A 24,123-nucleotide genomic window follows, 5' to 3' on the forward strand; every position below is an offset into this window, starting at 1 on the left:
CGAAAATCACATCACCCAAACCAGAAACGAAGAAAAAATCGCTGCCTAACCGCTAGGTAGCTCCACTACGTGTCCACGATTTGCGGGCAACCCCACAAGCGTTTAGAAACTACTGCTCGTCGCTGGGTGTACGCCAGTCCATGGGAGCGGTAGGAACTAGTGCCGATAATGCCCTAGCAGAGTCATTTAACGCCACCTTAAAACGTGAAGTGCTACGTGATCGGAAAGTCTTTGACAACCCAATTAACTGTCGCCAAGAGGTCTTCCGGTGGTGCATGCGCTATAACACGCGCCGGCGCCACTCCTGGTGCAACCTCGTAGCCCCGGATGTCTTTGAAACCAAGACTTCGGCTATACTGACCACAGCAGCATAGCTAGCCCCCGATGTGTCCACTTTCCGGGGGTCGGGCCCTTATACGTACACACACCACATCCGCTCACAATGAAAATTGTGATGGTGTGGTTTTCATTTTTATGGGGGTCAGGTCCGTGCGCGCATTAAAGCTGTGCATGAGAAAGCCCGAACCATCGATAGGCTCGAGACGAATGCTAGTAGAGCACGGCAGTCATCGGGGAGTTGTTAATTATGGCTGTCTTGGCTTCTAACTCAGCATGTGAAGGGGAAACCTCGATAGGGGAGCTCTTACATCTAATTTTCGTATCATGGAAAATACGATAACTAAATCCAACCGTAACCGTCCCACCATCCCTCACTAACGCTTTGTCTCTTCCCCAGTGACAATTGCTTACGATCCCATCGCACTCAACGCGCGGGAACGTAAAAATCTTGTGGAACCACCAGCTCACCCAAGTTGGTTTGAAAACCGTGCGGATTTCACGGCAGTCCACAAAGTTCTCTACGTTTTTATCGTCTTCCAATTCTAGGTACCCTTTCTCAACAGGAATGGTCGAAGCAGGGGCCTGACCCCCGGACAGTGGACACGTCGGGGGTCAGGTCCGTCAGAGTAAGCTCTTCTACCGCAATACCGCTCTATATAGGAGCGGCTTGAGGTAACTCTGCTACTTGCCCGCGTGATTGCTACGGTGGCTGAAAGGTCATCATTACAACAGGATGCCCCATAAGAGTTAGAGCATTTCATGGATTAGTAATCCAGTGAATTTTTACCAACACCACCACAACATCAAAACCGACCGACGCGTCAACTACAACATGGACCTAGGCACCGGCACCGTACCTACCAAGTAGACCACCCGAAAGGACCACTGGCCACCCACAACACACACTGGCACTACACCTGGAAGCAATTCTTAGACCACAAAAAGAAAAAGCACCAGAAACTATTTGGTGCTTGAGAGTCCTGACTAGAGGACGAGCAGGTCATAGCGGGTGGATTTGACATCGGAAAGCCGCTTTCGGGCGCGCTCTAGGCGCTGCCATTGTTCCTGGGGGATGGATTTGCGGGCGATGGTGACGGTTTCAGCATCGGGGGTTCCCCAAGCAATGGGCATGGGGGAGATTTGCTGCCAATGCTCCTTATCGGAAGTAGAACGCTGGCCGGACACGGCGGCGACTGGAACCTTGGTGCCCACGGTGCGTTGGACGCCGGGAATGGAGGTCACCGTGCGCAGGCACGCGCCCCAACGCGGGGGCAGGGAAGGATCCACGTTGGTATTGACCAAAGCCATGAGGACCATGTCACGCTCGTTGACCTCCGCGATGACGGCGGGAGCCAGCGGATAGGAGTCATAGAGAGATTGCGCCGTTCCCACCTTGCTGGCGGCGGCAACGCCGACAATCGCCACGACAATGCCGAACAGGATAAGCCCTAATCCCAAGGTAATACCCCAAGAAAACCTCCACCACACGGCGGCACCGGCGATTACGAGAATCAGCCCGAAGATAAGCCCGGACACGCGCAGGCGGTTGGAATCACGAAGTAGCTCATTATTGGACTTAGCAAAGGACTCGTCAACGTCGAACTTAAAGATTTTCATTAACCCAAGTCTACTGCGTCCATCAGCCGGTAGGCATATCCTTGCTCGGCGAGGAAGCGTTGGCGGTGCATAGCGTAGTCCGCATCTAGGCTGTCGCGGGTGACTAGCGTATAAAAGAGCGCCGCGGTTTCCTTCGGACGCAGCAGGCGGCCGAGGCGTTGTGCTTCCTCTTGGCGGGAACCAAAGGTGCCGGAGACCTGGATGGCCAGTGCTGCTTCGGGCAGATCGATGGAGAAATTGGCCACTTTGGATACGACAAGGATGGATAGCACGCCCTCGCGGAATTGCTGGAAGAGCTTTTCGCGCTTGGCGGTAGAGGTGGTGCCATCGATGATGGGGGCATCGAGGTGTTCACCTAATTCGCGCAGTTGGTCCACGTATCCGCCGATGATGAGCGCTTGCTGGTCGTGGGAAGCAAGGATCTTATCGACGGCGCGGAGCTTAGCCGAGGCTTGTGCGGCGATGCGGTAGCGGTCGCGCGGCTGCGCGGTGGCATAGAGCATGCGTTCTTCCGGATCCATATCCACGCGGACCTCGATGCACTCCGCGGTGGCGATGTAGCCGGCCATTTCCAGCTCTTTCCACGGCGCATCGTAACGCTTCGGTCCGATGAGGGAGAACACATCGCCTTCACGGCCATCCTCGCGCACGAGGGTGGCGGTAAGCCCAAGCCGGCGCCGCGATTGCAGGTCCGAGGTCATGCGGAATACGGGTGCGGGAAGCAGGTGGACCTCGTCGTAGATAATAAGGCCCCAGTCGCGGGAATCGAAGAGCTCGAGGGCGCGGTATTCACCCTTGGTTTTCCGCGTGACCACTTGATAGGTGGCGATGGTAATCGGCTTGATTTCCTTCTTCTCGCCGGAGTATTCGCCGATATCGTTTGGAGAAAGCGTGGTGCGGCGCAGGAGTTCGTCGCGCCACTGGCGGCCGGCGACGGTATTGGTAACCAAGATGAGGGTGGTGGATTGCGCCTTTGCCATGGCGGCAGCACCGACGATGGTTTTGCCGGCACCGCAGGGCAGCACGACGACGCCAGACCCGCCGGACCAGAAGGCGTCGGTGGCGTATTCCTGGTAATCACGCAGGTGCCAGCCGTCCTCGTTGAGCGCGATGGGGTGAGATTCGCCGTCGATATAGCCGGCAAGGTCTTCGGCGGGCCAGCCGGCCTTGAGGAGTTCTTGCTTGAGGCGGCCGCGTTCTGAAGGAGCCACGGCGATGGTGTTGTCATCGATGCGCGAACCCAGCAGTTTTCCTACCTTGCCGCGGGAGAGCTCGGTGAGGATAGCGGGCTCTTCGGATTCGAGGATGAGCCCGTGGGCGGGGTGCGCCTGGAGGCGGACTCGGCCGTAGCGTGACATGGTCTCGGCGAGATCGACAAGCAGCGATTGCGGGACCGGGAACCGGGAGTAGGTTTCTAGGACATCGACGACCTGCTCGGCGTCGTGCCCGGCGGCGCGGGCATTCCACAGCGCCAGGGAAGTAATGCGGTAGGTGTGCACGTGCTCTGGGGCGCGCTCCAGCTCCGCGAACGGCGCGAGGGCGGTGCGCGCAGCTGCGGAATCTGGATGATCGACTTCCAGCAAGACGGTCTTGTCCGACTGCACAATCAGTGGTCCGTTCATGCGTCTAGGGTAACGGAGGTGATGCGGTGCAGGGGAAACCGGATGGTGGAGCCATCGGCGGCGCGGGCATCGATTTGGCCACCGGCGACGGTCAGTGGGGTGACGGTGCGGGTCTTGGTATTGCCATTTTTATCGGCGTAGCCAATGGTGATGGGGCGTGCGGTGCGCGCGGCGGCGTGGACCAGATCCAGGTTGGGCAGGCTCGGGGCCTCGCCGGTGGTGAGGTTGCGCAGCGCACGCGCGATATCCGGCGGCGCGGCCTGGGCGCGAGGGCTGGGTGTGGGAAGCGTTGCGGGCTCGGGCGCGATGGACAGGCTAGCGCCGTTTTCGTCCTCGGCAGCGGGGGAGAGGCCGTTTTCGCGCAGGCGCTCCAACAGCTCGCTGACGCGCAGCTGGGAAATCGCGACCGTGGGGGCCAGCAGGCGCAGCGGGGCGGCCTTCGCGGCGATCTGCAAGAGGGCTGGGTCCTCGCTGCGCAGGTAGGACAGGGCAGGGCCGGAGCGCAAGGTGCCGTGGCGCTTGGCGATGTCCTCGATGTGGAACGCCAGCGTATGCGGGACATCGCCATGCGCGGCGAAGAAATCGCGGATTTCAGTGCCCGTCATCCCGCGGTCCAGGCCGCGGCGAAGAGAGGCATCGCTAATCCGGTAGACGCTGGCGAGTCCAGGTGATTCCAAGTCCGCGAGGGACTCCAGGGTGTGGTGGGCCGCGGGCTCGAGGGGGCCTGGCACGAGCACGGTCATATCCGCCTGGACCAGGAAATAATCGATGGTGTCGGGGGTGAGGGAATCGGCGGCATCGAAGCCATCGATAAGCACGCTGGTGGCTTGCCCGAGCGCGATGGCACCGATCCATTCGGCCTCGCGGTGCAGCTCCTCGATGGTCTCTGGGGAGGTGTGCGTTGCAAAAAGGGGAAAGGAAAAATGCAGATCCTCTTGAAACTCGGCCGCGGATAGCGGCTGCGCGGAGTGGAGATACACATCGAGGATATGCCGGCGGAACTTGGGCAGGCGATCGGTGCTGGCAGCGAGCACCCGGCCCGATTCCCACGGGGTCCACGGAGAATGTTCCCAGGCCGCGAGGAGCACTCGCCACTGGGCGGCTAGTCCTGCATCGAGCCACTCTTGGGCGGAGTCGGTGGGCGCAAGGAAGTTTCCCTCGTACCCGGATGGTTCGCCGCGGTTGATAAGCCGCGCAGATAGGCCGAGCGTGATCAGGCGGCGCAGTTCTGGTTCCGCGATGCCCAGCTGCTTGCTGAGCTGGGCAAGGGGGCGCACGCCGACGGTCTTATCCTTGAGCAGCTCGATCGGCCGGGCACCCAGGGCAGAAATGAGCTGTTGCATGCCGCGCACCACGGACAGGCCCGCGGCGGTGCCGGCGTCATCGGCCTTGCGGTCAGCGGTGGGCTCGCCGCGCCGCGCGGAGGGCTCGGTGGGAATATGCGGGACGGTGTGCCCCTTCATCGCGCGGTGCACCTCGCGCGGCAGGCGAACGGTCTGGGAGTCGACGCGCTGTAAGAGCTGCTTCGCAATCAGCCGCGGCACGGGGTGGGACGGATTGGTCTCGCGGGTGGTACCGATGCCATTGGAGCGCGCCAGGGTGGCAAGGACGTGGCGTTCGTCTTCAGCAAGGGCATCGATTGTTGTGGGCGATACCTCGAGCTGATTAAGCAGCGACCAGCCGGTGGGCAGCGCAGGCATGACCTCTGGCGGAATCTGCACCGCGCCGAAGGCGAGGCCGCGCTCCTTGAGCTCGCGGGTAATTTCGGGGTTGTGGTCTTCTACCTCTGCAAGCTCGCCGCCGCGCTTGGCGATGTCCTCCAGCACCGCCAACTGCTGTGCGTTACACTCCGCTAGCGCTCGGGCGATGGAGGCGCGCAAGAGCAATCGCGTGGCCAGCGCCGCGATGGAGGGTGGCAGCGGGGTTAAAACGTCGGGGCGGTGGCGAAGGATGGTGGCCAGTTCCTCTTCAGTGAGGGAATTAAGCCAGGTGCGAAAATGCGGGAGGTGGGAGGACTGAGTCATGATAAATCACAATTTTAGCGCCCGATTGAGTTACGTTTTTGCCCGAGGTTTGAAATAATAAAGCTATGTCGAATGAAAAGAATGGCTTTGTTTCCCCGGCGTGGCCGGACAATGAACACCGCGAGCATGCAATTACGGAAATTTCTGCGCCTTTTGCTGGTGCTTCCAGCCCCTACGGCGACGATCTGGTGCTGCCGATGCCGGCAGAGAAGTTGAACTACGTTCATCCTTATACCCGCATCAACCGCTAAAAAATTCCCCTTGCCGTGAAAGGCAAGGGGAATTTTTATGCGCTTTTTTAGCGGCTGAAGTTCTCAACCAGCTGTGCAACCGGGTCGATGACGTTGCGGTTTGCGGAGTAAAACGCATCAAAGTCGTGGCGGTTGGCGTGGTAGAAGTCGGTGAACTGCGCCGGCAGCTGCAGGCCATAAGCGTTAGCGGTGTCCTTAACGAGGTTGTAGACGGCGTCTACGGCGAGCTCATCGGACTTGTTTTCTACCGCTTGCTGTACTGGCTGCGGTGCCTCAGCGGGTGCGGAAGGAGCGGTGCGCTCGGTCGGCGCGGAGTTCAGGCCGAGGGAGGCCGAGCATGCGGGCCATGCGCCCCAGCCCTGGTTAGCCAGGGTGCGCTCAGCGATGACAATCTGCTGCTCGCGGGTTGCCTGGTTAGCGGTAGGGGCGAATTCACCGCCGCCGTATGCCTGCCAGGTCTGCGCGTTGAACTGAAGACCGCCGTGGTAGCCATTGCCGGTGTTGATGTGCCAGTCACCGCCGGACTCGCACTGTGCGAGGCGGTCCCAGTCGGAGTCAGGGGCAGCGGCGGCGTTCGGTGCCATGATGGCGGCGGCTGCGCCCAAGGCAACGGTGCCCGCGGTGAACTTAGCGGCAAAGTGGTTAGTCTTAGCGGAGTGGCGTCCCATAAAAGTAGTCCTTTCCGTGGTGCCCGTTTTCGTGGAAATGTTTTGCGCCTAGAAGAAAGGATGGGCGGGGAAACCTTCTTTGCGGCGACACTGGGGGCCAGCGTAGCGGTTTATAACGAAATAGTCACGTTCTGGGCACTAAATGGGAAAGAATTGGGACTAGTGTGGTTCCGTCCGCAAGATTTCCGCAGGTAATTGCGGTGTTGTGAACTATATCACACGACACGTGGAACTTCTGTTCTGTATAACTTCCAGCTAAACTTAAGGCTTTACCCAAGAGAAGAGGTGGATACCTATGCCCATTGGCAAAGTGAAGTGGTATGACGCCGAGAAAGGTTTCGGTTTCGTTAGCAACCCGGGCGATGAAGACGTCTACGTTGGCCGGAATGTCCTGCCCAAGGGAGTAGAAGAAATCTTTCCGGGCCAGCGCATCGAATTCGATTTTGCGGCGGGGCGCCGCGGGCCGCAGGCGCTGCGGGTGCGCGTGCTGGATAAGCCACGCCGCCGCACGCCGTCGCGCAAGCCGGAAGAGCTCGGCAGCATGGTCTCTGATGTCATGACCCTGCTGGAATCCCAGGTGCAGCCGGTGCTGAACTCGGGGCGCTACCCCGAGCGCAAGACCGGGCGCCAAGTAGCAGAAATCCTCCGCGCGATTGCGAAGGATTTAGATAGTTAATTATCCATGGTGGATAGGGACCACACGGTGGCGAGGGGGGTTTCTTCGCCATCGTCGTCGGTGCCAATCATGAGGGAGGAGACCTCCACCACCATGAGCCGGGGGCGCTCGCCAGTCGATGCCTCGATGGGATCTACCGAACCGGGGATATCCACCTCGGTCGTTTCATTCGCACCGTGTGAGGTCTCGTCATTGGCGGCGGGGTCATCATAAATGGACAGCACCTTCCATTCGTGATTAGAAATCTCCTCGGGGATTTCAAGATGCAAGGTGTCATCCTCGCCCACGGTTAGCTGGGGGACATCGCCTTCAGGGCAATCGGTTCCCGGCTCGCACACGAGGTAGGGCGTGACCTCCTTGGTGTTATCCCCCACGGAGGCGGTAATCGCGATTTCGCTCGGCTCAGGGCCTGGCCGCGAATTGCGCCAGCTCTGGAAGATCACCGCGGAGGCGACGATGACCGCCACGACCACGATGAGCGCGAGGATTTGTAGCAGCGACTTTTTCCTTGCTTCCTTACGGGTTGCCATGGCCCATTACTTTACTCGAACGCGGTAGAGCTCATCCCACCGCTTGCCGGTAAGCCAGAATTCATTGGTGCCCTTGATATGCGCGATGCCGTTTAAGACATCATCGGGATCGGTGTATTTCGAGTTATCGATGGCATCGGTAGAAATCACCGCGGTTACCTCACCGGAGGAGGGATCGATGCGGTAGATATCGTTGGTTTGCCACACGTTGGCATAGACATCACCGTCCACGCATTCCAGCTCGTTGAGATCCTCTACGGGCGAGCCCTCGAGGGTGACCTCGGTGGTGGAGCGCTCCGCAAAGGTTTCCGGATCCATGTGCCGCAGGGTAGAGGTGCCATCAGACATGATGAGCTCGTCCTGGGTGGCGCAAAGCCCCCAGCCCTCGCCGGTATAGGTGGCAGTCCCAGTGCGCTGGAAGTCGCCGTCATAGCGCAGGGCCTGCCCGCGCTTCCAGGTCAATTGCCAAATAGAATCACCGTATTGGGTAATGCCTTCCCCAAAAAGCGATTCATCCAGGGCGTGGTCTTGGAGGACCTCGCCGTTCTCGGGGGAGAAGCGGATGAGTGTGGATTCGCCCCATTGCCCGGTGCCGAGCAAGAGGTTGCCCTCACCGTCTTCTTCTAGGCCTTGCGTAAAGGAGTTCTCTGGCAGCGGCGCGGTATCGAGGACTTCCACTGATAGGTGCTCGGGGGAGGAAGATTCAGAAGCATCAGAAGAGCAGGCTGTTAAGGTGCAGCAGGGCACGGCAATGAGCGCGGCGCGGCGGAGAAACGACATGCACCATATGTACCACTGTTGGCTGGACATCATGAATAATGAGGGGCGTGAGTAAGCGAAAAGCAAATCCGTTGATCGATTCCCGGGCCGTACGCATTGCGCGTGAGGCATTGGAAGAGGTGGGGGAAGGGGGCATCGGCAAGCATAGGGGCGTCGCCGGAATGGGCCGCAACGTTGTCACCCATCGCTTTGCGGCGGATATGCCGGGCTACCCAGGCTGGGAATGGCAGGCCGTGCTCGCGTGCGCGGATGGCTCGCGCTACGTCACCGTCAACGAGGTGGCGCTGGTGCCGGGCGGGGAGGCGCTGCAGGCCCCAGAGTGGGTGCCGTATGAGGATCGCGTGCTGCCGGGGGATTTGGGCCCGGGAGACCTCATGCCGCCGGCCATCGATGATGAACGACTGAATGGAAATGAGCTTTCCGCCAAGGGGCTGGCGGATGCCAAGCATCGCTGGCAAGAAGAATATGGCCCAACCTCGGAGATGGCGGCCAAGGCGCACCTGCAGTGCCGCACGTGCGCTTTTTATATGCAATTCATGGATAACTTTGGGGTATGCGTCAACGAGTATTCCGCCGATGGCCGTGTTGTACATGCACGCTACGGTTGCGGTGCGCATTCGCAGACGCGGGTGAGCGAGGAGAAGGCGCCGGCCGCGGCCTTCGATGATGAAAAGCCCATTTACCAAGATTTTGATTTTGAGGATTAAGGCAGCACACTTAGGGCGTAAAAATACCGCTCTACGTGAAAGGGCACGGCGTGAAAGCCACTCTCGATCGCTATTTCCACATTTCTGAACGCGGTTCCACCATCGGAACCGAGCTACGCGCGGGAACGGTCTCGTTCTTCGCCATGGCATATATTATTTTGCTCAACCCGCTGATCCTGGGCACGAGCCCGGACGCGGAGGGCTATACCTTAGGCGTGCCGCAGGTTGCGGCAGCTACGGCGCTGGTCGCCGGCGTCATGTCCATTGCCTTCGGTGCGATTGCGAAGTACCCCTTCGCCATGGCCGCGGGCCTGGGCATGAATACCTTCGTCGCCGTCAGCATGGTCGCCACCAGCGGGCTGACCTGGCAAGAAGCCATGGGCCTGGTGGTTATCGAGGGCCTAATTATCGTCCTGCTCGCCGTGTCCGGCTTCCGCACCGCGGTATTTGACGCCATCCCACAGCCCATGAAGGCCGCGATGGGCGTAGGTATTGGCATGTTCATCGCGATGATCGGTTTCGTGGACGGCGGGTTTGTTACCCGCGTGCCTGATGCCGCACAGACCACCGTGCCGGTGGGGCTGGGCATTAATGGCTCGATTGCCACCTGGCCGGCGGTGGTCTTCGTCATCGGCCTTATTGTTTGTGCCTTTATGGTCATCCGCAATGTTCCCGGCGGGCTATTTATTGCCATCATCCTCAACACGGTGATTGCTTTTATTGTTCAGGCGCTCACGGACTCCGAGGACTGGGGCATGGCCGCCCCAGAGGCCCCGGACGGGCTGGGCGGCCTGCCGGATCTGTCCATCGTGGGCGATGTGAACCTGGTGGGCGCCTTTGCCAATATTGGCGTGATTTCCACGGTCCTGCTTATCTTCACCCTGCTGCTGACCAACTTCTTTGATGCCATGGGCACCATGACCGGTCTGGGCAAGCAGGCCAAGCTCGTGGATGACAACGGCAACCTGCCGGGCATGAAGAAGGCGCTGGTGGTGGAAGGCGCCGGCGCGGTGGCCGGTGGTTTGGGATCGGCATCTTCTAATACCGTCTTTGCGGATTCCTCTGCTGGCATTGCCGATGGCGCGCGCACCGGCCTGGCCAATATCATGACCGGTCTGCTGTTTATTGCCGCCATGTTTTTCACCCCGCTCTATGAAATCGTGCCCATCGAGGCCGCTGCGCCGGTCCTAGTCATCGTCGGTGTGATGATGGCCGCGCAGCTCACGGATATCCCGTGGACGCGCATGGAAGTAGCCATCCCAGCCTTCCTTACCATCGTGGTCATGCCGTTTACCTATTCGATTGCCAACGGCATCGGCGTGGGCTTTATTACCTTCGCGCTCATGTCCACCTTTGCTGGTAAGGCCAAGCAGGTGCACTGGATCATGTGGCTGCTTGCTGGCTTGTTCGTCATTTACTTTGGCATCGATCCGATTTCGGAGGCCATCGGCTAGCCTGGAAGGCATGCATATTTCTGATCCCCGTGACCCTCGCCTGGACGATATTCGGAACCTCAATAAATCCGATAAATCCGGCGAGGGTTTGGTCATTGCAGAAGGCCCCTTGGTGGCAGCCCGCCTCATGGAATCGCGGTTTCCCATGCGTTGCCTGGTGGGCTTTCCCCAGAAGCTGGAGGCCTTCTTTGCCGAGTACGGCGAGCCCGAGTGCCCCGTTTACGAGGTCTCGCGCGAGACCCTTGCAGAGGTCGCGGGCTTCGATATGCACCGCGGGCTGGTTGCCGCTGCGGACCGCGCCCCAGAGCCGGAGGTGGGCGAGATTCTGGAGCATTCCCGCACCATCGCTGTGCTGGAGGGCGTGGGGGATCATGAAAATATCGGCGCCATTTTCCGCCACGCGGCCGGCATGAACGTGGATGCGGTCTTGCTCGGCTCGGGTGCTGCGGATCCGCTCTATCGCCGCTCGGTGCGCGTATCCATGGGCCACGTGCTTCGCGTGCCCTTTGCCCATTTGGAGGGCGGTTTCACCACGTGGCAGCGTTCCTTGCAGGCGCTTGCCGATGCCTCCTTTACCCTCATTTCCTTAACCCCCAACCCCCAGGCGGTGCACCTAGCAGAGGCCATGCACGGGCAGGACAAGGTGGCCATGCTGGTAGGCGCGGAGGGCCCCGGGCTTACCGAGCACGCAATGAAGGCCACCGATATCCGCGCGCGGATACCGATGGCCCCAGGTACCGATTCCCTTAATGTTGCGACCGCGGCCGCCATTTCCTTTTATGAGCGCCAGCGTTCCTTGAGCGATTTGAACGTCTGACGCAGCCAGTTGCTAATCAACGAGCCGAGGTGCTTGGCGGTGGAAAGGATCTCATCGCCGGTGGAATCCGGCTCGGCATCGTGGTCCTCGTAGTCGTCATAATCGTTTAGGCCCAGCCTATTCGCTGATTGGGCGGCGAACTCGCTGACCGGCTGCTTCGGCTTCGGCGGATCGATCTTGGGCTCTGGGCGCCCGTCCACGGCATAACCCACGACGTCCAGGTCTGGGCCTTCCCGCCCCACGGTGATGCCCAACCAGTGTTCCTGGGCGGCCTCCATGATGCTGTGGGGCCTAAACGGCAGCGAAATGCCGCCGAGGGATTCGTCCTTTTCGCCGGCCCAAAACGGCGCCTCGAAGGGCTCGGGCAAGCCGGTGTCCTCGTAGAGGCGGTCGCGCGTGGCGCACAGGCAGCGCTTGAGCTCGCCGCCTTCCCACAGCGCGAAGCCCGCATAATCCTCGTCGGCATTGCTAACAAGCGCGATAACCCGCTGGGCGGGGACTGCGTTTAAGAGGTCTTGCGGCAGTTGGGAGAGCAGGACGGAATCGCCCTCACAGACCGTTTGCACCACGGTAATGCCCGGGTAGCCGCCGATGTAGTACTCATTCGGATCCGTCTGCGCAGAGCGGTTGAGGGGGAATTGTCCGATCGGGGTGACCGGGAATTTCGGGTTGAGCTGGGCTAGGAACTTGCGGCCGAAACCGCGGTCCGCCTTGGGCTCGGTCTTGAGAACTTCTTCGGCGCCGGGCTTGGAGATGTACCACAGCGTGAGGACGGCATGAGAGATGTCCACTGTTTAGTCCCTCGGGCGCTTGGTATTGGAGCGAACGCCCAAGAGCACGTCCTCCCAGTGTGGGGTCACGGCCTTGCGGCGGCGCTTCGAGGGCTTGGGCTCGGAGGAAGGATTCTGCAGGAATTCCTCTTCCTCCGCCTCCTCGCTGGAGCCGGAAATATCGGTGACATTGGCGGGCTGGTCGCCGTCAATGGCTTCGTCGTAGCGGCCGCTACCCAGGGAGGTTAGCGATCGCACCGGCTGCACGAAGTCCGGGTCCGTAAGATCTGCCGCGACCGAGTTGCGGGCCTCGACCGTAGCGGGGGAGGACATGGACTGCTTGAAGGTCCATTCCGCCTCGTTTTCAGAAAGGCCAGCCTTCCAGGTCACGCGCACTACCCACGGCTCGCCCTGATGGCGGTAGGCATCCCACGTGGACTCCGAGAGGGAGTGGCCGCGGGCGGCAAAGGAGCTCGCCAGTACTTCCCACAGGGTGAGCTTGGCCGGGCCGTCTTCGCGCACCGGGTGGGCCTGCTTGGCCACCTCAGAAATGCGGTTGCGCTCCAGCATGACCGGGTAGGCGAAGGGCTCGATGCGCGATTCATCGACATGCATCTCTTCCGCGAGCTCCGCGGTGGAGGCACCGGCGCGGATGCGGTTTTGGATCTCTGCCGGCCGGATCTGCTTTTCTTCCTCTTCGTGGGAGGGCTTGGGCATCGGCGCTAGCTTCGGCGGCTCCGGCTTGCTAGCGGCGGGCGTGAGGGCGGAACGCAGCTCATCGGTGATGGGAAGGGAAAACTCTTCGCCTTCTTCGGTGCGTAGCACCAATGAGTCTTCGCTCGATTCGCTGTCAACGAGAAACAGCTCGCGCATAGTGTGGCGCTCCTTTGCCTATCGACGGAAGGACGGATCTGTGATGCAGTCAACTATAACGCGAAAAGGCCCCGCGCCCTGCGAGGCGGCGGGGCATGTTGATCACTTAGTTGGCATCCAGCACGTAGTCGATGCACTGCGTGAGCTTGGCGATGTCCCCAGGCTCAATCGCCGGGAACATACCCACGCGCAGCTGGTTGCGGCCGAGCTTGCGGTACGGCTCGACATCGAGGATGCCGTTGGCGCGCAGGGTGGCCGCGAGTTGTGCAGCATCCACGGATTCGTCGAAATCGATGGTGCCCACGACTAGGGAGCGCGCTGCCGGATCGCTGACGAACGGGCTGGCCTCCGGCCGGGATTCGGCCCAGTTGTACAGCGTGGAGGAGGACTCGGTGGTGCGCTTGACCATGCCGTCGAGCCCGCCGTTGTCATTCATCCACTGAATCTGGTTATCCAGCATGAGCAGGGTGGCTGTCGCCGGGGTGTTATAGGTCTGGTTCTTGCGGGAGTTATTCACCGCGGTCTGCAGGTTCAAAAACTCCGGAATGAAGCGGCCGGAGTTATTGATCTTTTCGATGCGCTCTAAGGCCGCCGGGGACATCGCGGCGAGCCAGAGTCCGCCGTCGGAAGCAAAGCACTTCTGTGGCGAGAAGTAGTACACGTCGGTCTCTGCGATATTGACGGGAAGGCCGCCGGCGCCAGAGGTGGCATCGACAAGCACGAGCTGCTGGTCGTTGTGGGGGTGTGGGCGAACGGCCTCCGTCATCGCGCCGGTCGAGGTTTCATTGTGGGCCCAGGCGGCGACATCGGCATCGGCAGCAAGCTCGCGCGGATCTGGGGCGGTGCCGGCGGGGGATTCGGTAAGAGCCGGGGCATCGAGCCACGGTGCCTTGGAGGCTGCCTTGGCAAACTTGGTGGAGAACTCGCCAAAGGTCAGGTGGGCCGACCGGCGCTCGATGAGGCCAAAGGTGGCCGCGTCCCAGAAGGCGGTGGCGCCGCCCAAAGAAAGGACGATTTCGTAGCCTTCAGGAAGCGAGAACAGATCGCTTAAGCCCTCGCGTACGGATCCCACGAGGTTTTTCACTGCCGGCTGGCGGTGCGAGGTGCCCACGATAGCGGGGTCTATGGCCTCGATTTGGGCGGGGCGCACCTTGGAGGGGCCGCAGCCAAAGCGGCCATCGGAAGGCAAGAGATCTGCTGGCAGGGTGATTTCTGGAGTACTCATGCCGCCAGTGTAGAACAGTTCCGGTTGTACGGCAGGTATTTTGATGCCCGTAAACTTGTTGGCAGAATCACAAAGTTTGCTAGAGTGTGAATAGGTATAAGGCTGACTTGTCTAAGTTAGTGCCTTAAAGAACTCTTTAACAGGGAAAGGAAATTCCGTGTCTACTGAAGAAAACAAGGTAGTACTCAAGCACGCTGGCAACGAGTACGAGATGGATATCAAGCAGTCCACTGAGGGCGATTCCGGCTTCGATATCTCCAAGCTCCGCAAGGAAACCGGGCTTGTTACCTTCGACCCCGGCTACACCTCCACCGGCTCCACCGAGTCCAAGATTACCTTTATTAACGGTGAGGAGGGCATCCTTCGCTACCGTGGCTACGATATTGCTGAATTGGCAAATAACGCCACCTTCAATGAGGTTTCCTACCTGCTGATCAAGGGCCACCTGCCGGATGAGCAGGAACTCTCGCAGTTCAATAGCGCCATCCGCCACCACACCCTCTTGGATGAGGACTTTAAGGCGCAGTTCAACATCTTCCCGCGCGATGCCCACCCGATGGCCGTGCTTGCTTCCTCCGTGAACATTCTCTCCAGCTACTACCAGGATCAGCTGGACCCACTGGATGAGGAGCAGCTGGACAAGGCCACCGTTCGCCTGCTGGCTAAGGTGCCGATGCTGGCCGCTTACGCTTACCGCGCATCCCAGGGCAAGCCATATATGTACCCGGATAACAACCTGAACGCGCGCGAGAACTTCCTGCGCATGATGTTCGGTTACCCCACCGAGGAGTACGAGGTTGACCCGGTTGTCTCCAAGGCACTGGACAAGCTGCTCATCCTGCACGCTGACCACGAGCAGAACTGCTCCACCTCCACCGTCCGCATGATTGGTTCCGCACAGGCCAACATGTTCGTCTCCATCGCCGGCGGCATCAACGCCCTGTCCGGCCCGCTGCACGGCGGCGCTAACCAGGCCGTGCTGGAGATGCTCGAGGACATCGAGAAGAACAACGGCGGCGATGCTACCGACTTCATGAACCGCGTGAAGAACAAGGAAAAGGGCGTTCGCCTGATGGGCTTCGGTCACCGCGTGTACAAGAACTACGACCCACGCGCGGCCATCGTCAAGGAAACCGCACACGAGATCATCGATCACCTGGGCGGCGACCCAATGCTGGACCTGGCCATGAAGCTGGAAGAGATCGCGTTGAATGACGATTACTTCGTCTCCCGCAAGCTCTACCCGAACGTGGACTTCTACACCGGCCTCATTTACCGCGCCATGGGCTTCCCGACGGACTTCTTCACTGTCCTCTTCGCCATCGGCCGCCTGCCGGGCTGGATCGCTCAGTACCGCGAGCAGCTGGAGATGAACACCAAGATCAACCGTCCTCGCCAGATTTACACCGGTGAAACCCTGCGCAAGGTTACCCCTCGCAGCGAGCGCTAAATAGCGCTTTTGGTCGCCCCAATTCAGCCGAATCGGGCTTGAGCACTATAATTGGTGCAGCTCGGTTCGGTTTTATTGCGACCGCACGAACAAACTAGATTTCCCAAGGAGAATAATCCCCATGGATAAACCTGTTATTGAAGCCCAGTCTGGCCCGGCGCCGACCGACCTCGTCATCGAGGACATCGTCGTAGGCGATGGCGCTGAAGCTCAGCCTGGTGGCGTAGTGGAGGTCCACTACGTTGGTGCCGAATATGAGACCAACCAAGAATTCGATTCCTCGTGGGACCGTGGCCAGTCCATCGAGTTCCCACTGACCGGTCTCATTGCGGGCTGGCAAGAGGGCATCCCGGGAATGAAGGTGGGCGGTCGCCGTCAACTCATCATCCCGCCGGAAAAGGCCTACGGCCCAGCCGGCGGTGCGCACCCGCTGTCCGGCCGCACCTTGGTCTTTATCATTGACCTCATCCGCGCCGACTAAACTGCGCTATAAACGTTGAACCGGCTCCCGAAAAAAGGGGAGCCGGTTTTTCGTTGTACTGGGGCCTTAGTTCTTTCAAGTGCCCGCATAAGACGGGAAACTGGGGCACAATGGGAACTATGACTGTGCCAACTATTTCTTTCAATGATGACCGCGAGATGCCCCAGCTCGGTCTGGGCACCTACAAGCTCAATGACGATGAATGCATTCGCGTAGTCCGCGAAGCCATTGACCTGGGCTACCGCCACTTTGATACGGCGACGCTGTACAAGAACGAGGGGGCCTTGGGTACTGCGCTGAACCAAGCCATTGACGCGGGCGATGTCAGCCGCGAGGACTTGTTTATCACCTCCAAGGTCTGGCACTCCCACCACGGCGCGCAGAAGGCGGAACAAGCCTTCCAGGAATCCATGGAGAAGCTGAAGCTGGATTACTTGGACCTGTACCTCATCCACTGGCCGTGGCCACAGGGCGGGCTGTACGTGGAGACCTTTGAATCCATTGCCCGCCTGCAGGGGATGGGCCAGATCGCTTCCATTGGTGTTGCTAACTTCTACGAGGAGGTCCTCGAGAATCTCATTGATAAGACCGGCATTACCCCGGTGCTCAACCAGGTGGAGCTGCACCCTGGGTTCACCCAGCCGCAGCTGCGCGAGTTCCACCACAAGCACGGCATCGTGACCGAGGCGTGGTCTCCGCTGGCGCGCGGCGTGGTGCTTAATAACCCGGAGATCGAAAAGATCGCCGCCGCGCATGAGGCTACCGAGGGCCAAGTGGTACTGGCTTACCTGATGTCCAAGGGCATTTCCGTTATTCCGAAGTCTGCCTGCAGTGAGCGGCTCAAGGAGAACCTGGCCGCCGCGGAGCTGGAGCTGGGCAAGGACGAAATCGCGGCGATTGACTCCTTGGAAGGCCAAGAAGGCTTTGGCCGCATGTTTAATGATCCCAGCGAATTCCCAGGCGCGGAGGGCTAAGACAGTACCTCGAGCTAAGGAGCCACCGGCGACGGCGTCGTCGGTGGCTTTTGCTGTGCAGGATGGCTGAGTGGGAAGTACGTGCTGGTTAAGGCACTCACCTCGCTGATAGGTGGTTCCTTTCGCGCCGCCTTTACTCATTAGTTAATGTCTGGTTAACAAAATTTGCGAACACGTTAACTCTGGGGTGGAGGGGGTGATTTGCAAAGAATATTAGCCCAGTTCACCGGAACCTATCGGGCTAAAAGGGGGGAGTTTTTGTGAGGCATATTGGCAATATTTACTGCTTTGCAAAGATTGTTCTGTATCTTACATAGCAACGCGGGTAGTGATGGACAACACATTGCGCCTCGTTTGTACAGAACCTCTCTCACCCAAGGAGACAACCCTTCTATGAGTGATACAACTGCTCCAGTCGAGCGCCGTGAGCTTACGGCAGCCGACTACATAGAAATGCGCGATAGCGAAGAGTTTGGCGAGCTGCGCAGCGCTTATCGTAGTTGCACCTTTCCCATGACCGTCGCGTTTTTCGTGTGGTACATCGTCTACGTGCTCACCGCCGTGTTTGCGCCTGATTTTATGGCCATTGAGCTTGGCGATGGCGGCTGGAACGTCGGCCTCGTCTTCGGCCTGGCCCAGTTCCTGACCACGTTCATCATTACCTGGATTTACGTGAAATACGCCAATAAGAATATTCAGCCTAAATCGGTTGCTATTCGCGAGAAGTTGGAGGCCAAGTAAATGACTACCACTTACCTTGCACAAGAAACTTCTGCCGGTAACCCGATTCTGAATATCTCCATTTTCGGCATCTTCCTCGTGGTTACCATGGCCGTCGTGTTGCGCGCCGGCAAGTCCACGAAGAAGGCGTCTGACTTCTATACCGGCGGTGGCTCGTTCTCCGGCCGCCAGAATGGCTTGGCCATTTCCGGTGACTACCTTTCTGCGGCATCCTTCCTCGGCATCGTTGGTGCGGTGGCGCTTAACGGCTACGACGGATTCTTGTACTCCGTCGGCTTCTTCGTCGCTTGGCTCGTAGCCCTGATGCTCGTGGCTGAGCCGATGCGTAACGTGGGCCGCTTTACCATGGCGGACGTTTTGTCCTTCCGCCTGAAGCAAAAGCCGGTGCGCGTGGCCGCGTCCATCGCCACACTCTTCGTGACGCTGTTCTACCTCATTGCCCAGATGGCCGGCGCCGGTTCGCTGGTGGCCGTGCTGCTGAACATCCATGACTTCAAGTGGCAGGCAGTTGTCGTCGGTATCGTCGGCGTGCTGATGATCCTCTACGTCTTGGTCGGCGGCATGAAGGGCACCACCTACGTGCAGATGATTAAGGCCGTCCTGTTGGTGACCGGTGTGGTCGTCATGTGCATCATGGTGTTTGTCTCCCTGCGCGGTGGCTTCAGTAACATGTTCAGCACAGCGATTGATATGCACGCGTCGTCCGACTACCTCCATGAAAAGGGCTATGAGGCCAAGGAAATCATGGAGCCGGGCCTGAAGTACGGTGGCTCTACCGCCGCTAAGTTGGACTTCATCTCCTTGGGTATGTCCCTCGTGCTGGGCGTGGGCGGCTTGCCTCACGTTCTGATGCGCTTCTACACCGTGCCGACCGCCGTTGAGGCTCGTCGCTCCGTGACTTGGGCCATCGTTATCATCGGTGCCTTCTATCTGATGACCTTGATCCTGGGCTACGGTGCAGCCGCACTGGTTGGTCCGGACCGCATCCTGAACGCACCGGGTGGCGCGAACGCCGCGGCACCGCTGCTGGCACTGGAAATCGGTGGCTCCATCTTCATGGCCATTATTTCCGCCGTGGCCTTTGCTACCGTGCTCGCAGTGGTGGCGGGTCTGGCGATTACCGCCTCCGCCTCCATTGCGCACGATATCTACCACGCGGTTATTCGCAACGGTGAGTCCACGGAGGCAGAGCAGGTGCGCGTCTCGCAGGCTACCGTGGTGGTGCTGGGTATTGTCTCCATTATCTTGGGCATCTTGGCGATGACCCAGAACGTGGCCTTCTTGGTCTCCCTGGCCTTCGCGGTGGCGGCATCGGCTAACCTGCCGACCATCCTGTACTCGCTGTACTGGCGCCGCTTCAACACCGCGGGTGCCGTGGCCTCCATGTACACCGGTGTTGTCTCCTGCTTGGTCCTCATCTTCTTCTCTCCAGCGGTATCCGGCACCGAAAGCGCCATGTTCCCGAACGCGGACTGGGCTATCTTCCCGCTGACCTCGCCGGGTTTGGTCAGCATCCCGCTGTCCTTCTTCGTGGGGTGGTTCGTCTCCATCGTGACCAAGCCGGACAACTTGGATGAGTTGGCGGCAGAGATGGAAGTTCGTTCCCTGACCGGTGTGGGCGTCGAGACCCCAGTCCAGCACTAATTGCCCGAAAAGGAGCAATTACCGGTAATATGGTTCGACGTGTTTAATCCGTCCTCTCTCAACGCGGCGGCATCAGTAAAGGCTGGTGCCGCCCTTGCCGTGTGCATGCTTGCCTGCTCTACGGTTGCTGGGTGCAGCAATAGCGAGCGAGATAGCACCGCCAAAGCCGAAGACACCACCATTACCGCGCATAGGGCGACAACGGTGCCCCCGCGGATCAATGAGTTCCTCAAGGGGGATGAGGACCATTCCATTAGCTATATTCGCCTGCACGATGGCATGTATATGGGCTCTGCGGCAGAACACGATCCCCGCCCGGCGCTTAGCCTCATCAAGCTCTACATCGCCACCTACGTCATTGAACAGGGTGAGTACGAAGATAAATATGAGGCGCTCGGCATGATCGCCAGCTCTTCTGATAAGAGCGCCGAGGAGCTGTTTAAAAAGTACCCGGATTCCATCGATAAGATTGCCAAGGAATACGATCTGGAATCCACCAAGGCGGGCGAGACCTGGGGCTATTCGGAAACCTCCACCTATGACGTGGCCAGCTTCATCTCGCAGCTCATCAAGCGCGATGAAACCCATCCCGTGCTGGTGGCGATGTCGCACGCGGATCCAGTCTCAGAAGATGGTTATGACCAGGATTATGGCACCGCGAAGCTCTCTAATGTCGTGGGCAGCAAGTGGGGCTGGTCCAACGATAAGTCCATCAATTCTTCGGTGTCCTTTGGCAAGAACTTCGTCGCCGCGGCCTCCATTAATGGTTCTGCCAATGACCTCACGGACTACGTGAAGAGCGAGATCAACGGCGAGAACCTGGGCAAGGCCACCGAGCGGTTCTTGAAGTACAAGGATGGCGAGGACGTGCCACCCATTGAGACGACCTCAGAGAAGCCGACCTCGAGCGAGAAGAAGGACGAGGACAAGAAGGACGAAAAGAAGTCCTCCGAGCCCAAAGGGAAATAGACCTACTTAATGGCCTTGGCGATGTCCTGGGCGGCATCCGCAAGCCCGCGAATTTGCTCGTTGCTTAGCGATGACCCCTTAAAGCTCACCCCATCCGCGTTGAGCTGCGGCAGCTCCGGCATATTTGGGATGGCCTTGTCCAGGGTGGAGCTGAGATCCTGGATGCCTGGCTGCTTGGAACCGGGCGTCCATTGGCCCCAGTCGCTGGCATAGACCTCGTTGACATCGACAATGACGTTCTCGATGGTCTGCTGGCGCGACTGCGGTAGCTGGTGAATGGTGGTCTTGGGGTGGATTTTCCCGTTGGAACCCCAATCGTGCATCCAGTAGAACGTGCCAATCCCATCCTGGCTGGCCCACTCGATGGTGTTGTAGTTGCCGTAGACGCCGGTTTGGTAGCCGGCGACAGACAGCGCCTTGGAGAATGCCTGCAGGTATGGCCGGATGAACTGGGTGTAGTGCTCGCGGGTGGGGTTATCGTCGATGGCGATGTAGATGGGGCGGTGCGTAGGCCCACCGGCGGCCTTGTGCAGCGAAATGGCCTGCGGGGCGTGGATGGCGGCGCCCGCCGCGCCCTGCTTCCAATCGGCGGTTTCGGCGCGGCCGAATTGATATACCGAGGCTGTGGGCAGGCCGGCCGCGGCATTGGCGGCAGTCTCTTGGAGTGTGACCGGCTTGCCGGTCATCCAGGCCGCGCCGGGGCGCTTATTGGAAACGTAGCGAATGGCACCGATATGGCCCGCACGCTTGATGGCGGCGGGGGAGGGGATGCCAGAGGAAAAATCGATAATGGTCCCGCGCACCGGGCCGAGGGCGGCGGCAGAGGGTGCGGCCGCACCAATGGCGCCGGCGGTAAGGGCAAGGGCGCTTGCCTTCAAGAGGCCGCGACGAGACAGAGACGGTGACATGAAAAGCTCCTGCAGTGATCGCATTAGTCACAATAGTTAACAAATGCACCATAGCAGGAGATGGTGGGTGGATCGTGTTTATTTTGACACGTTGCTAAATTCCACGTTCGTGGCGTGTTCCACGGTGCGCGATACCGTGCAGTCCTTCTCGTGGGAGATGCGGATCAGGTTATCCACGAGTGCGCGGGCCTTATCGCCCTCCGGGGTGGAGGGGAAGGCGAGGTCGAAGGCGACGCGGACATCGGAAAGCCGCGAGGCGCCATCCTCATCCACGCGGTCGCCCTCTGCGCGTACCTGGAAAGACTCCGGCTCGGTGCGCCGGGAGGTCACGACATCCACGTCCACCGCGGTGCACCCAGCGACGGCGGCCAGCAGGAGCTCTACCGGCGATAACAGGCCCTCCCTACGGCCGAATTCGATGCTGGCGCCATCCGCATTGGTGGCGCGGTACACCGAATTTTCTACGCGGTTAAGGTCAACGGAATACTGCTTAGTGATTTCACTCATGGCTTAAAGCTTAAGCCAGGCTCGGGATATAGGCCACGCTGCCGCCCAAGGACATGGTGATAAAAATGGGCGCGATAACCAGGGGGCCAAGCCATACGCGGCCGGTATTGGCATAAAACATCTTGTTCAAGATGGGCAGCAGGATCATCATGGGCAAGATGGACTGCAGCATGTTCACATACAGCCAGTCATCGGTCCAGTGCACCGTGCCGGTGGCGGCGAAGACGGAGTACTGGATAACGAAGATCATCGCCAAGCCGACGGAGTTAGCTAACGCCGCAATGAGGTAGGTCTGCCACTTGGGCGTATCGCTATAGCGCGTGCCCACACCGGCGCGAATGGAATTGGCCAGGTAGAAGATGAACATCGCCGGCACGTACATCAGCGCCACCAGGAACCAGCGCAGCGTCAGCGGGCGCGAGGCTACGACCAGGAAGCGGTAATCGCTGTGGAAGGCGAGGTAGACGATGGATAGCACGGAGAAGTACACGAAGAGCAAGATGAAGGCCAGCAGCAGCGTGCGCCAGAAGGTGCGCCAACTCATCGTGATGCCCCACGCGCGGGCGCGCTCGCCGCGGGCATAGGTGGACTTATCCCGGGTGATATAGAACAAGATAAGCCCCACGATGCCGTTGACGATGGCCCACAAGACCACCGAGTTGACCATGCGCGCCGGGAAGAACCAGGTGCTGACCTTATTCGCGGCATCGTAGAAAACGTCTTGTGAAAGGTTCGCCAGCGGCATGAACGTGAAGAACGCGATGGCCGCCGAAAGCACGAAGAATGCCCAGAACTTCGTGGCCTCTTTGCCCCGCGGGCGCTTCGGTACCGTCGGGAGCGCCTGTGCCACTGGTGCGAAGTAGCGGGTGCGCAAAAGCATGCGGGTCAGCGGGAAGAGCATGGCAATGCCGCCGATGAGGGACAGGAGGTTAAAGACCTCCTTGAGCCACCACGTCTGGTTGCCGGAATCCATCTTCACCGGCGCATCCAGGGTGTCATCGAAGAACTCGAGGATGCTGCCGATGGCACTAGGTGTCAGCGGCTGCAGCGGGTGCAGCGTTTCATCGTTATAGGCAACGCGGTACGTGCCCTTGTCGATGTCCCCGTAACCACGGCCGATCTCAATGCGGTCCACCTGGTCTTGTTTCTTGAGCCCAGAGTTGACCATGGACAGGGCCTCTGGGGCATCGCGCAGATCGCCATCGCCGTTGATATTGCGGTAGCCGCCTTCATCGTAGCGGGCATACCCCAGCGCCATATTGGAGTGCACGTGGGCAAACTTCTTATCGTTTAAGTTCTTGAGCCAGCCAGAGATAAAGACCGCGGAGATCTTATCCAGGTCCTCAGCGCGCTTGCGCTCGCCATCTGTGATGGTGGTGCCGCCTTCGCTATCTGGATCCTTGGCGGCTTCGAGCGCATCATCGACCTTCTTGCCGTACTTATTGGCCGCGGTGCGCACCGCGGTACCACCGGCGGAGTGGCCGGTAATGCCGATGCGATCCTCGTCGACGTAATTAAACGTATCCAAGTGGTCAGTGACGTAATCAATGGCAGTTACGACGGCGGTATCGCCATCGTCCGGGTGCTGCGAGCTCGATTCGCCCTGGTTATATGGGTCAACTACCAGGGTGACAAAGCCGCGCCGGGCCAATTCCAGCGAGTTGGAGACCTGAGTTTCCTTGGTGCGCTGGAAACCGGGCGAGACGATGACCATCGGCGCTTTATTCTCCGGCGTCGCGTCCTTCGGCCGGAAGAGATCGGCGGTGACGGTAGCGCCGTGCTTGCCGGCGATTTTGAGATCGGTGACCTGAATATTGCCGCCGTTGGTCTGCACCAGGGAGGAGCCTAAGGCACCAAGGACAACGATCACAATGCAGATAAAAAGCTTCCAGCCATCGCTAAAGCGGCGCTTTTTGGTGAGCTCTTTTGGGCTTGCCGATGCCTGTTCGGTCACGGTTTTGATATCCCGTTCTTCTGCGGGGCTGGCTGGGGGAGTGTGGGATGCGGACATGTACGCGTTCCTTAGACGTATTAGACGGTTAGTACATGGGCACAAAGTGTCCGAAGTGAAGAATGTTATTTTTCAACCGCTAAGT

Annotated in this window: 23 protein-coding genes and 1 pseudogene; 12 read left to right on the forward strand and 12 right to left on the reverse strand. The window is 59.6% G+C overall.

What is annotated here, in order from left to right:
• Positions 1-89 precede the first annotated feature (89 nt).
• Positions 90-374: pseudogene (locus HMPREF1267_RS12640) on the forward strand (integrase core domain-containing protein); the annotation flags it as partial.
• Positions 375-1,323: 949 nt separating this feature from the next.
• On the opposite strand, the gene HMPREF1267_RS04020 reads toward HMPREF1267_RS12640, so the two are convergent.
• From HMPREF1267_RS04020 to HMPREF1267_RS04030, 3 genes are read right to left on the reverse strand one after another with little or no spacing between them, the layout of a single operon-like run.
• Positions 1,324-1,956: a DUF3239 domain-containing protein gene (locus HMPREF1267_RS04020; protein WP_023025839.1), complete on the reverse strand. Its 633-nt coding sequence runs from the start codon at positions 1,954-1,956 to the stop codon at positions 1,324-1,326.
• On the reverse strand, positions 1,956-3,578 hold the full coding sequence (locus HMPREF1267_RS04025) for a DNA repair helicase XPB (RefSeq protein ID WP_023028481.1): 1,623 nt from the start codon (positions 3,576-3,578) through the stop codon (positions 1,956-1,958). Before HMPREF1267_RS04025 ends, HMPREF1267_RS04020 begins: the two co-directional genes overlap by 1 nt.
• Positions 3,575-5,602 carry a helicase-associated domain-containing protein gene (locus HMPREF1267_RS04030; RefSeq protein WP_023028482.1) on the reverse strand — a complete coding sequence of 676 codons (2,028 nt, stop codon included), beginning with the start codon at positions 5,600-5,602 and terminating at the stop codon, positions 3,575-3,577. Before HMPREF1267_RS04030 ends, HMPREF1267_RS04025 begins: the two co-directional genes overlap by 4 nt.
• A gap of 65 nt (positions 5,603-5,667) precedes the next feature.
• Here HMPREF1267_RS04030 and HMPREF1267_RS04035 point away from each other — a divergent pair, with 65 nt between their 5' ends.
• On the forward strand, positions 5,668-5,853 hold the full coding sequence (locus HMPREF1267_RS04035) for a hypothetical protein (protein ID WP_005279826.1): 186 nt from the start codon (positions 5,668-5,670) through the stop codon (positions 5,851-5,853).
• A gap of 47 nt (positions 5,854-5,900) precedes the next feature.
• On the opposite strand, the gene HMPREF1267_RS04040 is transcribed toward HMPREF1267_RS04035, so the two are convergent.
• On the reverse strand, positions 5,901-6,521 hold the full coding sequence (locus HMPREF1267_RS04040) for a resuscitation-promoting factor Rpf1 domain-containing protein (protein ID WP_023028483.1): 621 nt from the start codon (positions 6,519-6,521) through the stop codon (positions 5,901-5,903).
• 295 nt (positions 6,522-6,816) lie between these two features.
• Here HMPREF1267_RS04040 and HMPREF1267_RS04045 point away from each other — a divergent pair, with 295 nt between their 5' ends.
• Positions 6,817-7,197, forward strand: coding sequence for a cold-shock protein (locus HMPREF1267_RS04045; protein ID WP_005279828.1), 381 nt, complete (start codon positions 6,817-6,819; stop codon positions 7,195-7,197).
• Here HMPREF1267_RS04045 and HMPREF1267_RS04050 read toward each other — a convergent pair.
• Together HMPREF1267_RS04050 and HMPREF1267_RS04055 are read right to left on the reverse strand one after the other, a co-directional pair.
• Complete coding sequence (locus tag HMPREF1267_RS04050; RefSeq protein ID WP_005279829.1) at positions 7,194-7,727, reverse strand: DUF2771 domain-containing protein; 534 nt, start codon at positions 7,725-7,727, stop codon at positions 7,194-7,196. The genes HMPREF1267_RS04045 and HMPREF1267_RS04050 overlap by 4 nt on opposite strands.
• A gap of 6 nt (positions 7,728-7,733) precedes the next feature.
• The gene (locus HMPREF1267_RS04055) at positions 7,734-8,540 is read right to left on the reverse strand and encodes a glutaminyl-peptide cyclotransferase (RefSeq protein WP_034666848.1); all 807 of its coding nucleotides are present in this window, start codon (positions 8,538-8,540) and stop codon (positions 7,734-7,736) included.
• A gap of 5 nt (positions 8,541-8,545) precedes the next feature.
• Here HMPREF1267_RS04055 and HMPREF1267_RS04060 point away from each other — a divergent pair, with 5 nt between their 5' ends.
• Genes HMPREF1267_RS04060 through HMPREF1267_RS04070 form a run of 3 tightly spaced genes read left to right on the forward strand, consistent with a single transcriptional unit; the run spans position 8,546 to position 11,485 of the window.
• The gene (locus HMPREF1267_RS04060) at positions 8,546-9,214 is read left to right on the forward strand and encodes a DUF3027 domain-containing protein (protein ID WP_023028485.1); all 669 of its coding nucleotides are present in this window, start codon (positions 8,546-8,548) and stop codon (positions 9,212-9,214) included.
• Between the two features lie 50 nt (positions 9,215-9,264).
• Positions 9,265-10,668 carry an NCS2 family permease gene (locus tag HMPREF1267_RS04065; protein WP_023028486.1) on the forward strand — a complete coding sequence of 468 codons (1,404 nt, stop codon included), beginning with the start codon at positions 9,265-9,267 and terminating at the stop codon, positions 10,666-10,668.
• 10 nt (positions 10,669-10,678) lie between these two features.
• The gene (locus HMPREF1267_RS04070) at positions 10,679-11,485 is read left to right on the forward strand and encodes an RNA methyltransferase (protein WP_023028487.1); all 807 of its coding nucleotides are present in this window, start codon (positions 10,679-10,681) and stop codon (positions 11,483-11,485) included.
• Here HMPREF1267_RS04070 and HMPREF1267_RS04075 read toward each other — a convergent pair.
• From HMPREF1267_RS04075 to serC, 3 genes are all read right to left on the reverse strand, one after another.
• On the reverse strand, positions 11,446-12,276 hold the full coding sequence (locus tag HMPREF1267_RS04075) for a hypothetical protein (RefSeq protein WP_023028488.1): 831 nt from the start codon (positions 12,274-12,276) through the stop codon (positions 11,446-11,448). The two genes, HMPREF1267_RS04070 and HMPREF1267_RS04075, sit on opposite strands and share 40 nt — an antisense overlap.
• A gap of 3 nt (positions 12,277-12,279) precedes the next feature.
• Positions 12,280-13,128, reverse strand: a complete 849-nt coding sequence (gene sepH, locus HMPREF1267_RS04080) for a septation protein SepH (RefSeq protein ID WP_023028489.1) — start codon at positions 13,126-13,128, stop codon at positions 12,280-12,282.
• Positions 13,129-13,234: 106 nt separating this feature from the next.
• Complete coding sequence (gene serC, locus HMPREF1267_RS04085) at positions 13,235-14,353, reverse strand: phosphoserine transaminase (RefSeq protein ID WP_023028490.1); 1,119 nt, start codon at positions 14,351-14,353, stop codon at positions 13,235-13,237.
• Between the two features lie 157 nt (positions 14,354-14,510).
• Here serC and HMPREF1267_RS04090 point away from each other — a divergent pair, with 157 nt between their 5' ends.
• The 6 genes from HMPREF1267_RS04090 to HMPREF1267_RS04115 all read left to right on the forward strand — a co-directional run bounded on the left by HMPREF1267_RS04090 (position 14,511) and on the right by HMPREF1267_RS04115 (position 20,612).
• Positions 14,511-15,803 (forward strand): citrate synthase, encoded by a 1,293-nt coding sequence (locus tag HMPREF1267_RS04090; protein WP_005279842.1) that lies wholly within the window; start codon positions 14,511-14,513, stop codon positions 15,801-15,803.
• Between the two features lie 121 nt (positions 15,804-15,924).
• Positions 15,925-16,284 carry an FKBP-type peptidyl-prolyl cis-trans isomerase gene (locus tag HMPREF1267_RS04095; RefSeq protein WP_005279843.1) on the forward strand — a complete coding sequence of 120 codons (360 nt, stop codon included), beginning with the start codon at positions 15,925-15,927 and terminating at the stop codon, positions 16,282-16,284.
• A gap of 110 nt (positions 16,285-16,394) precedes the next feature.
• Positions 16,395-17,258: an aldo/keto reductase gene (locus HMPREF1267_RS04100; RefSeq protein ID WP_023028491.1), complete on the forward strand. Its 864-nt coding sequence runs from the start codon at positions 16,395-16,397 to the stop codon at positions 17,256-17,258.
• A gap of 393 nt (positions 17,259-17,651) precedes the next feature.
• The gene (locus tag HMPREF1267_RS04105) at positions 17,652-17,999 is read left to right on the forward strand and encodes a DUF485 domain-containing protein (protein ID WP_023028492.1); all 348 of its coding nucleotides are present in this window, start codon (positions 17,652-17,654) and stop codon (positions 17,997-17,999) included.
• Positions 18,000-19,643 (forward strand): cation acetate symporter, encoded by a 1,644-nt coding sequence (locus HMPREF1267_RS04110; RefSeq protein ID WP_023028493.1) that lies wholly within the window; start codon positions 18,000-18,002, stop codon positions 19,641-19,643.
• 39 nt (positions 19,644-19,682) lie between these two features.
• Positions 19,683-20,612 (forward strand): hypothetical protein, encoded by a 930-nt coding sequence (locus HMPREF1267_RS04115; RefSeq protein WP_023017579.1) that lies wholly within the window; start codon positions 19,683-19,685, stop codon positions 20,610-20,612.
• 2 nt (positions 20,613-20,614) lie between these two features.
• On the opposite strand, the gene HMPREF1267_RS04120 is transcribed toward HMPREF1267_RS04115, so the two are convergent.
• The 3 genes from HMPREF1267_RS04120 to HMPREF1267_RS04130 form a co-directional block, all read right to left on the reverse strand.
• On the reverse strand, positions 20,615-21,520 hold the full coding sequence (locus HMPREF1267_RS04120) for a DUF1906 domain-containing protein (RefSeq protein ID WP_023028494.1): 906 nt from the start codon (positions 21,518-21,520) through the stop codon (positions 20,615-20,617).
• 78 nt (positions 21,521-21,598) lie between these two features.
• Positions 21,599-22,027, reverse strand: coding sequence for an OsmC family protein (locus HMPREF1267_RS04125; RefSeq protein WP_023028495.1), 429 nt, complete (start codon positions 22,025-22,027; stop codon positions 21,599-21,601).
• Positions 22,028-22,037: 10 nt separating this feature from the next.
• Positions 22,038-24,038 (reverse strand): prolyl oligopeptidase family serine peptidase, encoded by a 2,001-nt coding sequence (locus tag HMPREF1267_RS04130; RefSeq protein WP_023028496.1) that lies wholly within the window; start codon positions 24,036-24,038, stop codon positions 22,038-22,040.
• Positions 24,039-24,123 lie beyond the last annotated feature (85 nt).

The sequence above is a fragment of the Corynebacterium sp. KPL1824 genome (assembly GCF_000478095.1).
Lineage (GTDB): Bacteria > Actinomycetota > Actinomycetes > Mycobacteriales > Mycobacteriaceae > Corynebacterium > Corynebacterium accolens.

Coding starts and splice junctions, on each gene's coding strand:
- HMPREF1267_RS04020 (WP_023025839.1), bottom strand. CDS start 1,956: ATGAAAATCTTTAAGTTCGACGTTGACGAGTCCTTTGCTAAGTCCAAT.
- HMPREF1267_RS04025 (WP_023028481.1), bottom strand. CDS start 3,578: ATGAACGGACCACTGATTGTGCAGTCGGACAAGACCGTCTTGCTGGAA.
- HMPREF1267_RS04030 (WP_023028482.1), bottom strand. CDS start 5,602: ATGACTCAGTCCTCCCACCTCCCGCATTTTCGCACCTGGCTTAATTCC.
- HMPREF1267_RS04035 (WP_005279826.1), top strand. CDS start 5,668: ATGTCGAATGAAAAGAATGGCTTTGTTTCCCCGGCGTGGCCGGACAAT.
- HMPREF1267_RS04040 (WP_023028483.1), bottom strand. CDS start 6,521: ATGGGACGCCACTCCGCTAAGACTAACCACTTTGCCGCTAAGTTCACC.
- HMPREF1267_RS04045 (WP_005279828.1), top strand. CDS start 6,817: ATGCCCATTGGCAAAGTGAAGTGGTATGACGCCGAGAAAGGTTTCGGT.
- HMPREF1267_RS04050 (WP_005279829.1), bottom strand. CDS start 7,727: ATGGCAACCCGTAAGGAAGCAAGGAAAAAGTCGCTGCTACAAATCCTC.
- HMPREF1267_RS04055 (WP_034666848.1), bottom strand. CDS start 8,540: ATGATGTCCAGCCAACAGTGGTACATATGGTGCATGTCGTTTCTCCGC.
- HMPREF1267_RS04060 (WP_023028485.1), top strand. CDS start 8,546: ATGAGGGGCGTGAGTAAGCGAAAAGCAAATCCGTTGATCGATTCCCGG.
- HMPREF1267_RS04070 (WP_023028487.1), top strand. CDS start 10,679: ATGCATATTTCTGATCCCCGTGACCCTCGCCTGGACGATATTCGGAAC.
- sepH (WP_023028489.1), bottom strand. CDS start 13,128: ATGCGCGAGCTGTTTCTCGTTGACAGCGAATCGAGCGAAGACTCATTG.
- serC (WP_023028490.1), bottom strand. CDS start 14,353: ATGAGTACTCCAGAAATCACCCTGCCAGCAGATCTCTTGCCTTCCGAT.
- HMPREF1267_RS04095 (WP_005279843.1), top strand. CDS start 15,925: ATGGATAAACCTGTTATTGAAGCCCAGTCTGGCCCGGCGCCGACCGAC.
- HMPREF1267_RS04100 (WP_023028491.1), top strand. CDS start 16,395: ATGGGAACTATGACTGTGCCAACTATTTCTTTCAATGATGACCGCGAG.
- HMPREF1267_RS04105 (WP_023028492.1), top strand. CDS start 17,652: ATGAGTGATACAACTGCTCCAGTCGAGCGCCGTGAGCTTACGGCAGCC.
- HMPREF1267_RS04110 (WP_023028493.1), top strand. CDS start 18,000: ATGACTACCACTTACCTTGCACAAGAAACTTCTGCCGGTAACCCGATT.
- HMPREF1267_RS04120 (WP_023028494.1), bottom strand. CDS start 21,520: ATGTCACCGTCTCTGTCTCGTCGCGGCCTCTTGAAGGCAAGCGCCCTT.
- HMPREF1267_RS04125 (WP_023028495.1), bottom strand. CDS start 22,027: ATGAGTGAAATCACTAAGCAGTATTCCGTTGACCTTAACCGCGTAGAA.
- HMPREF1267_RS04130 (WP_023028496.1), bottom strand. CDS start 24,038: ATGTCCGCATCCCACACTCCCCCAGCCAGCCCCGCAGAAGAACGGGAT.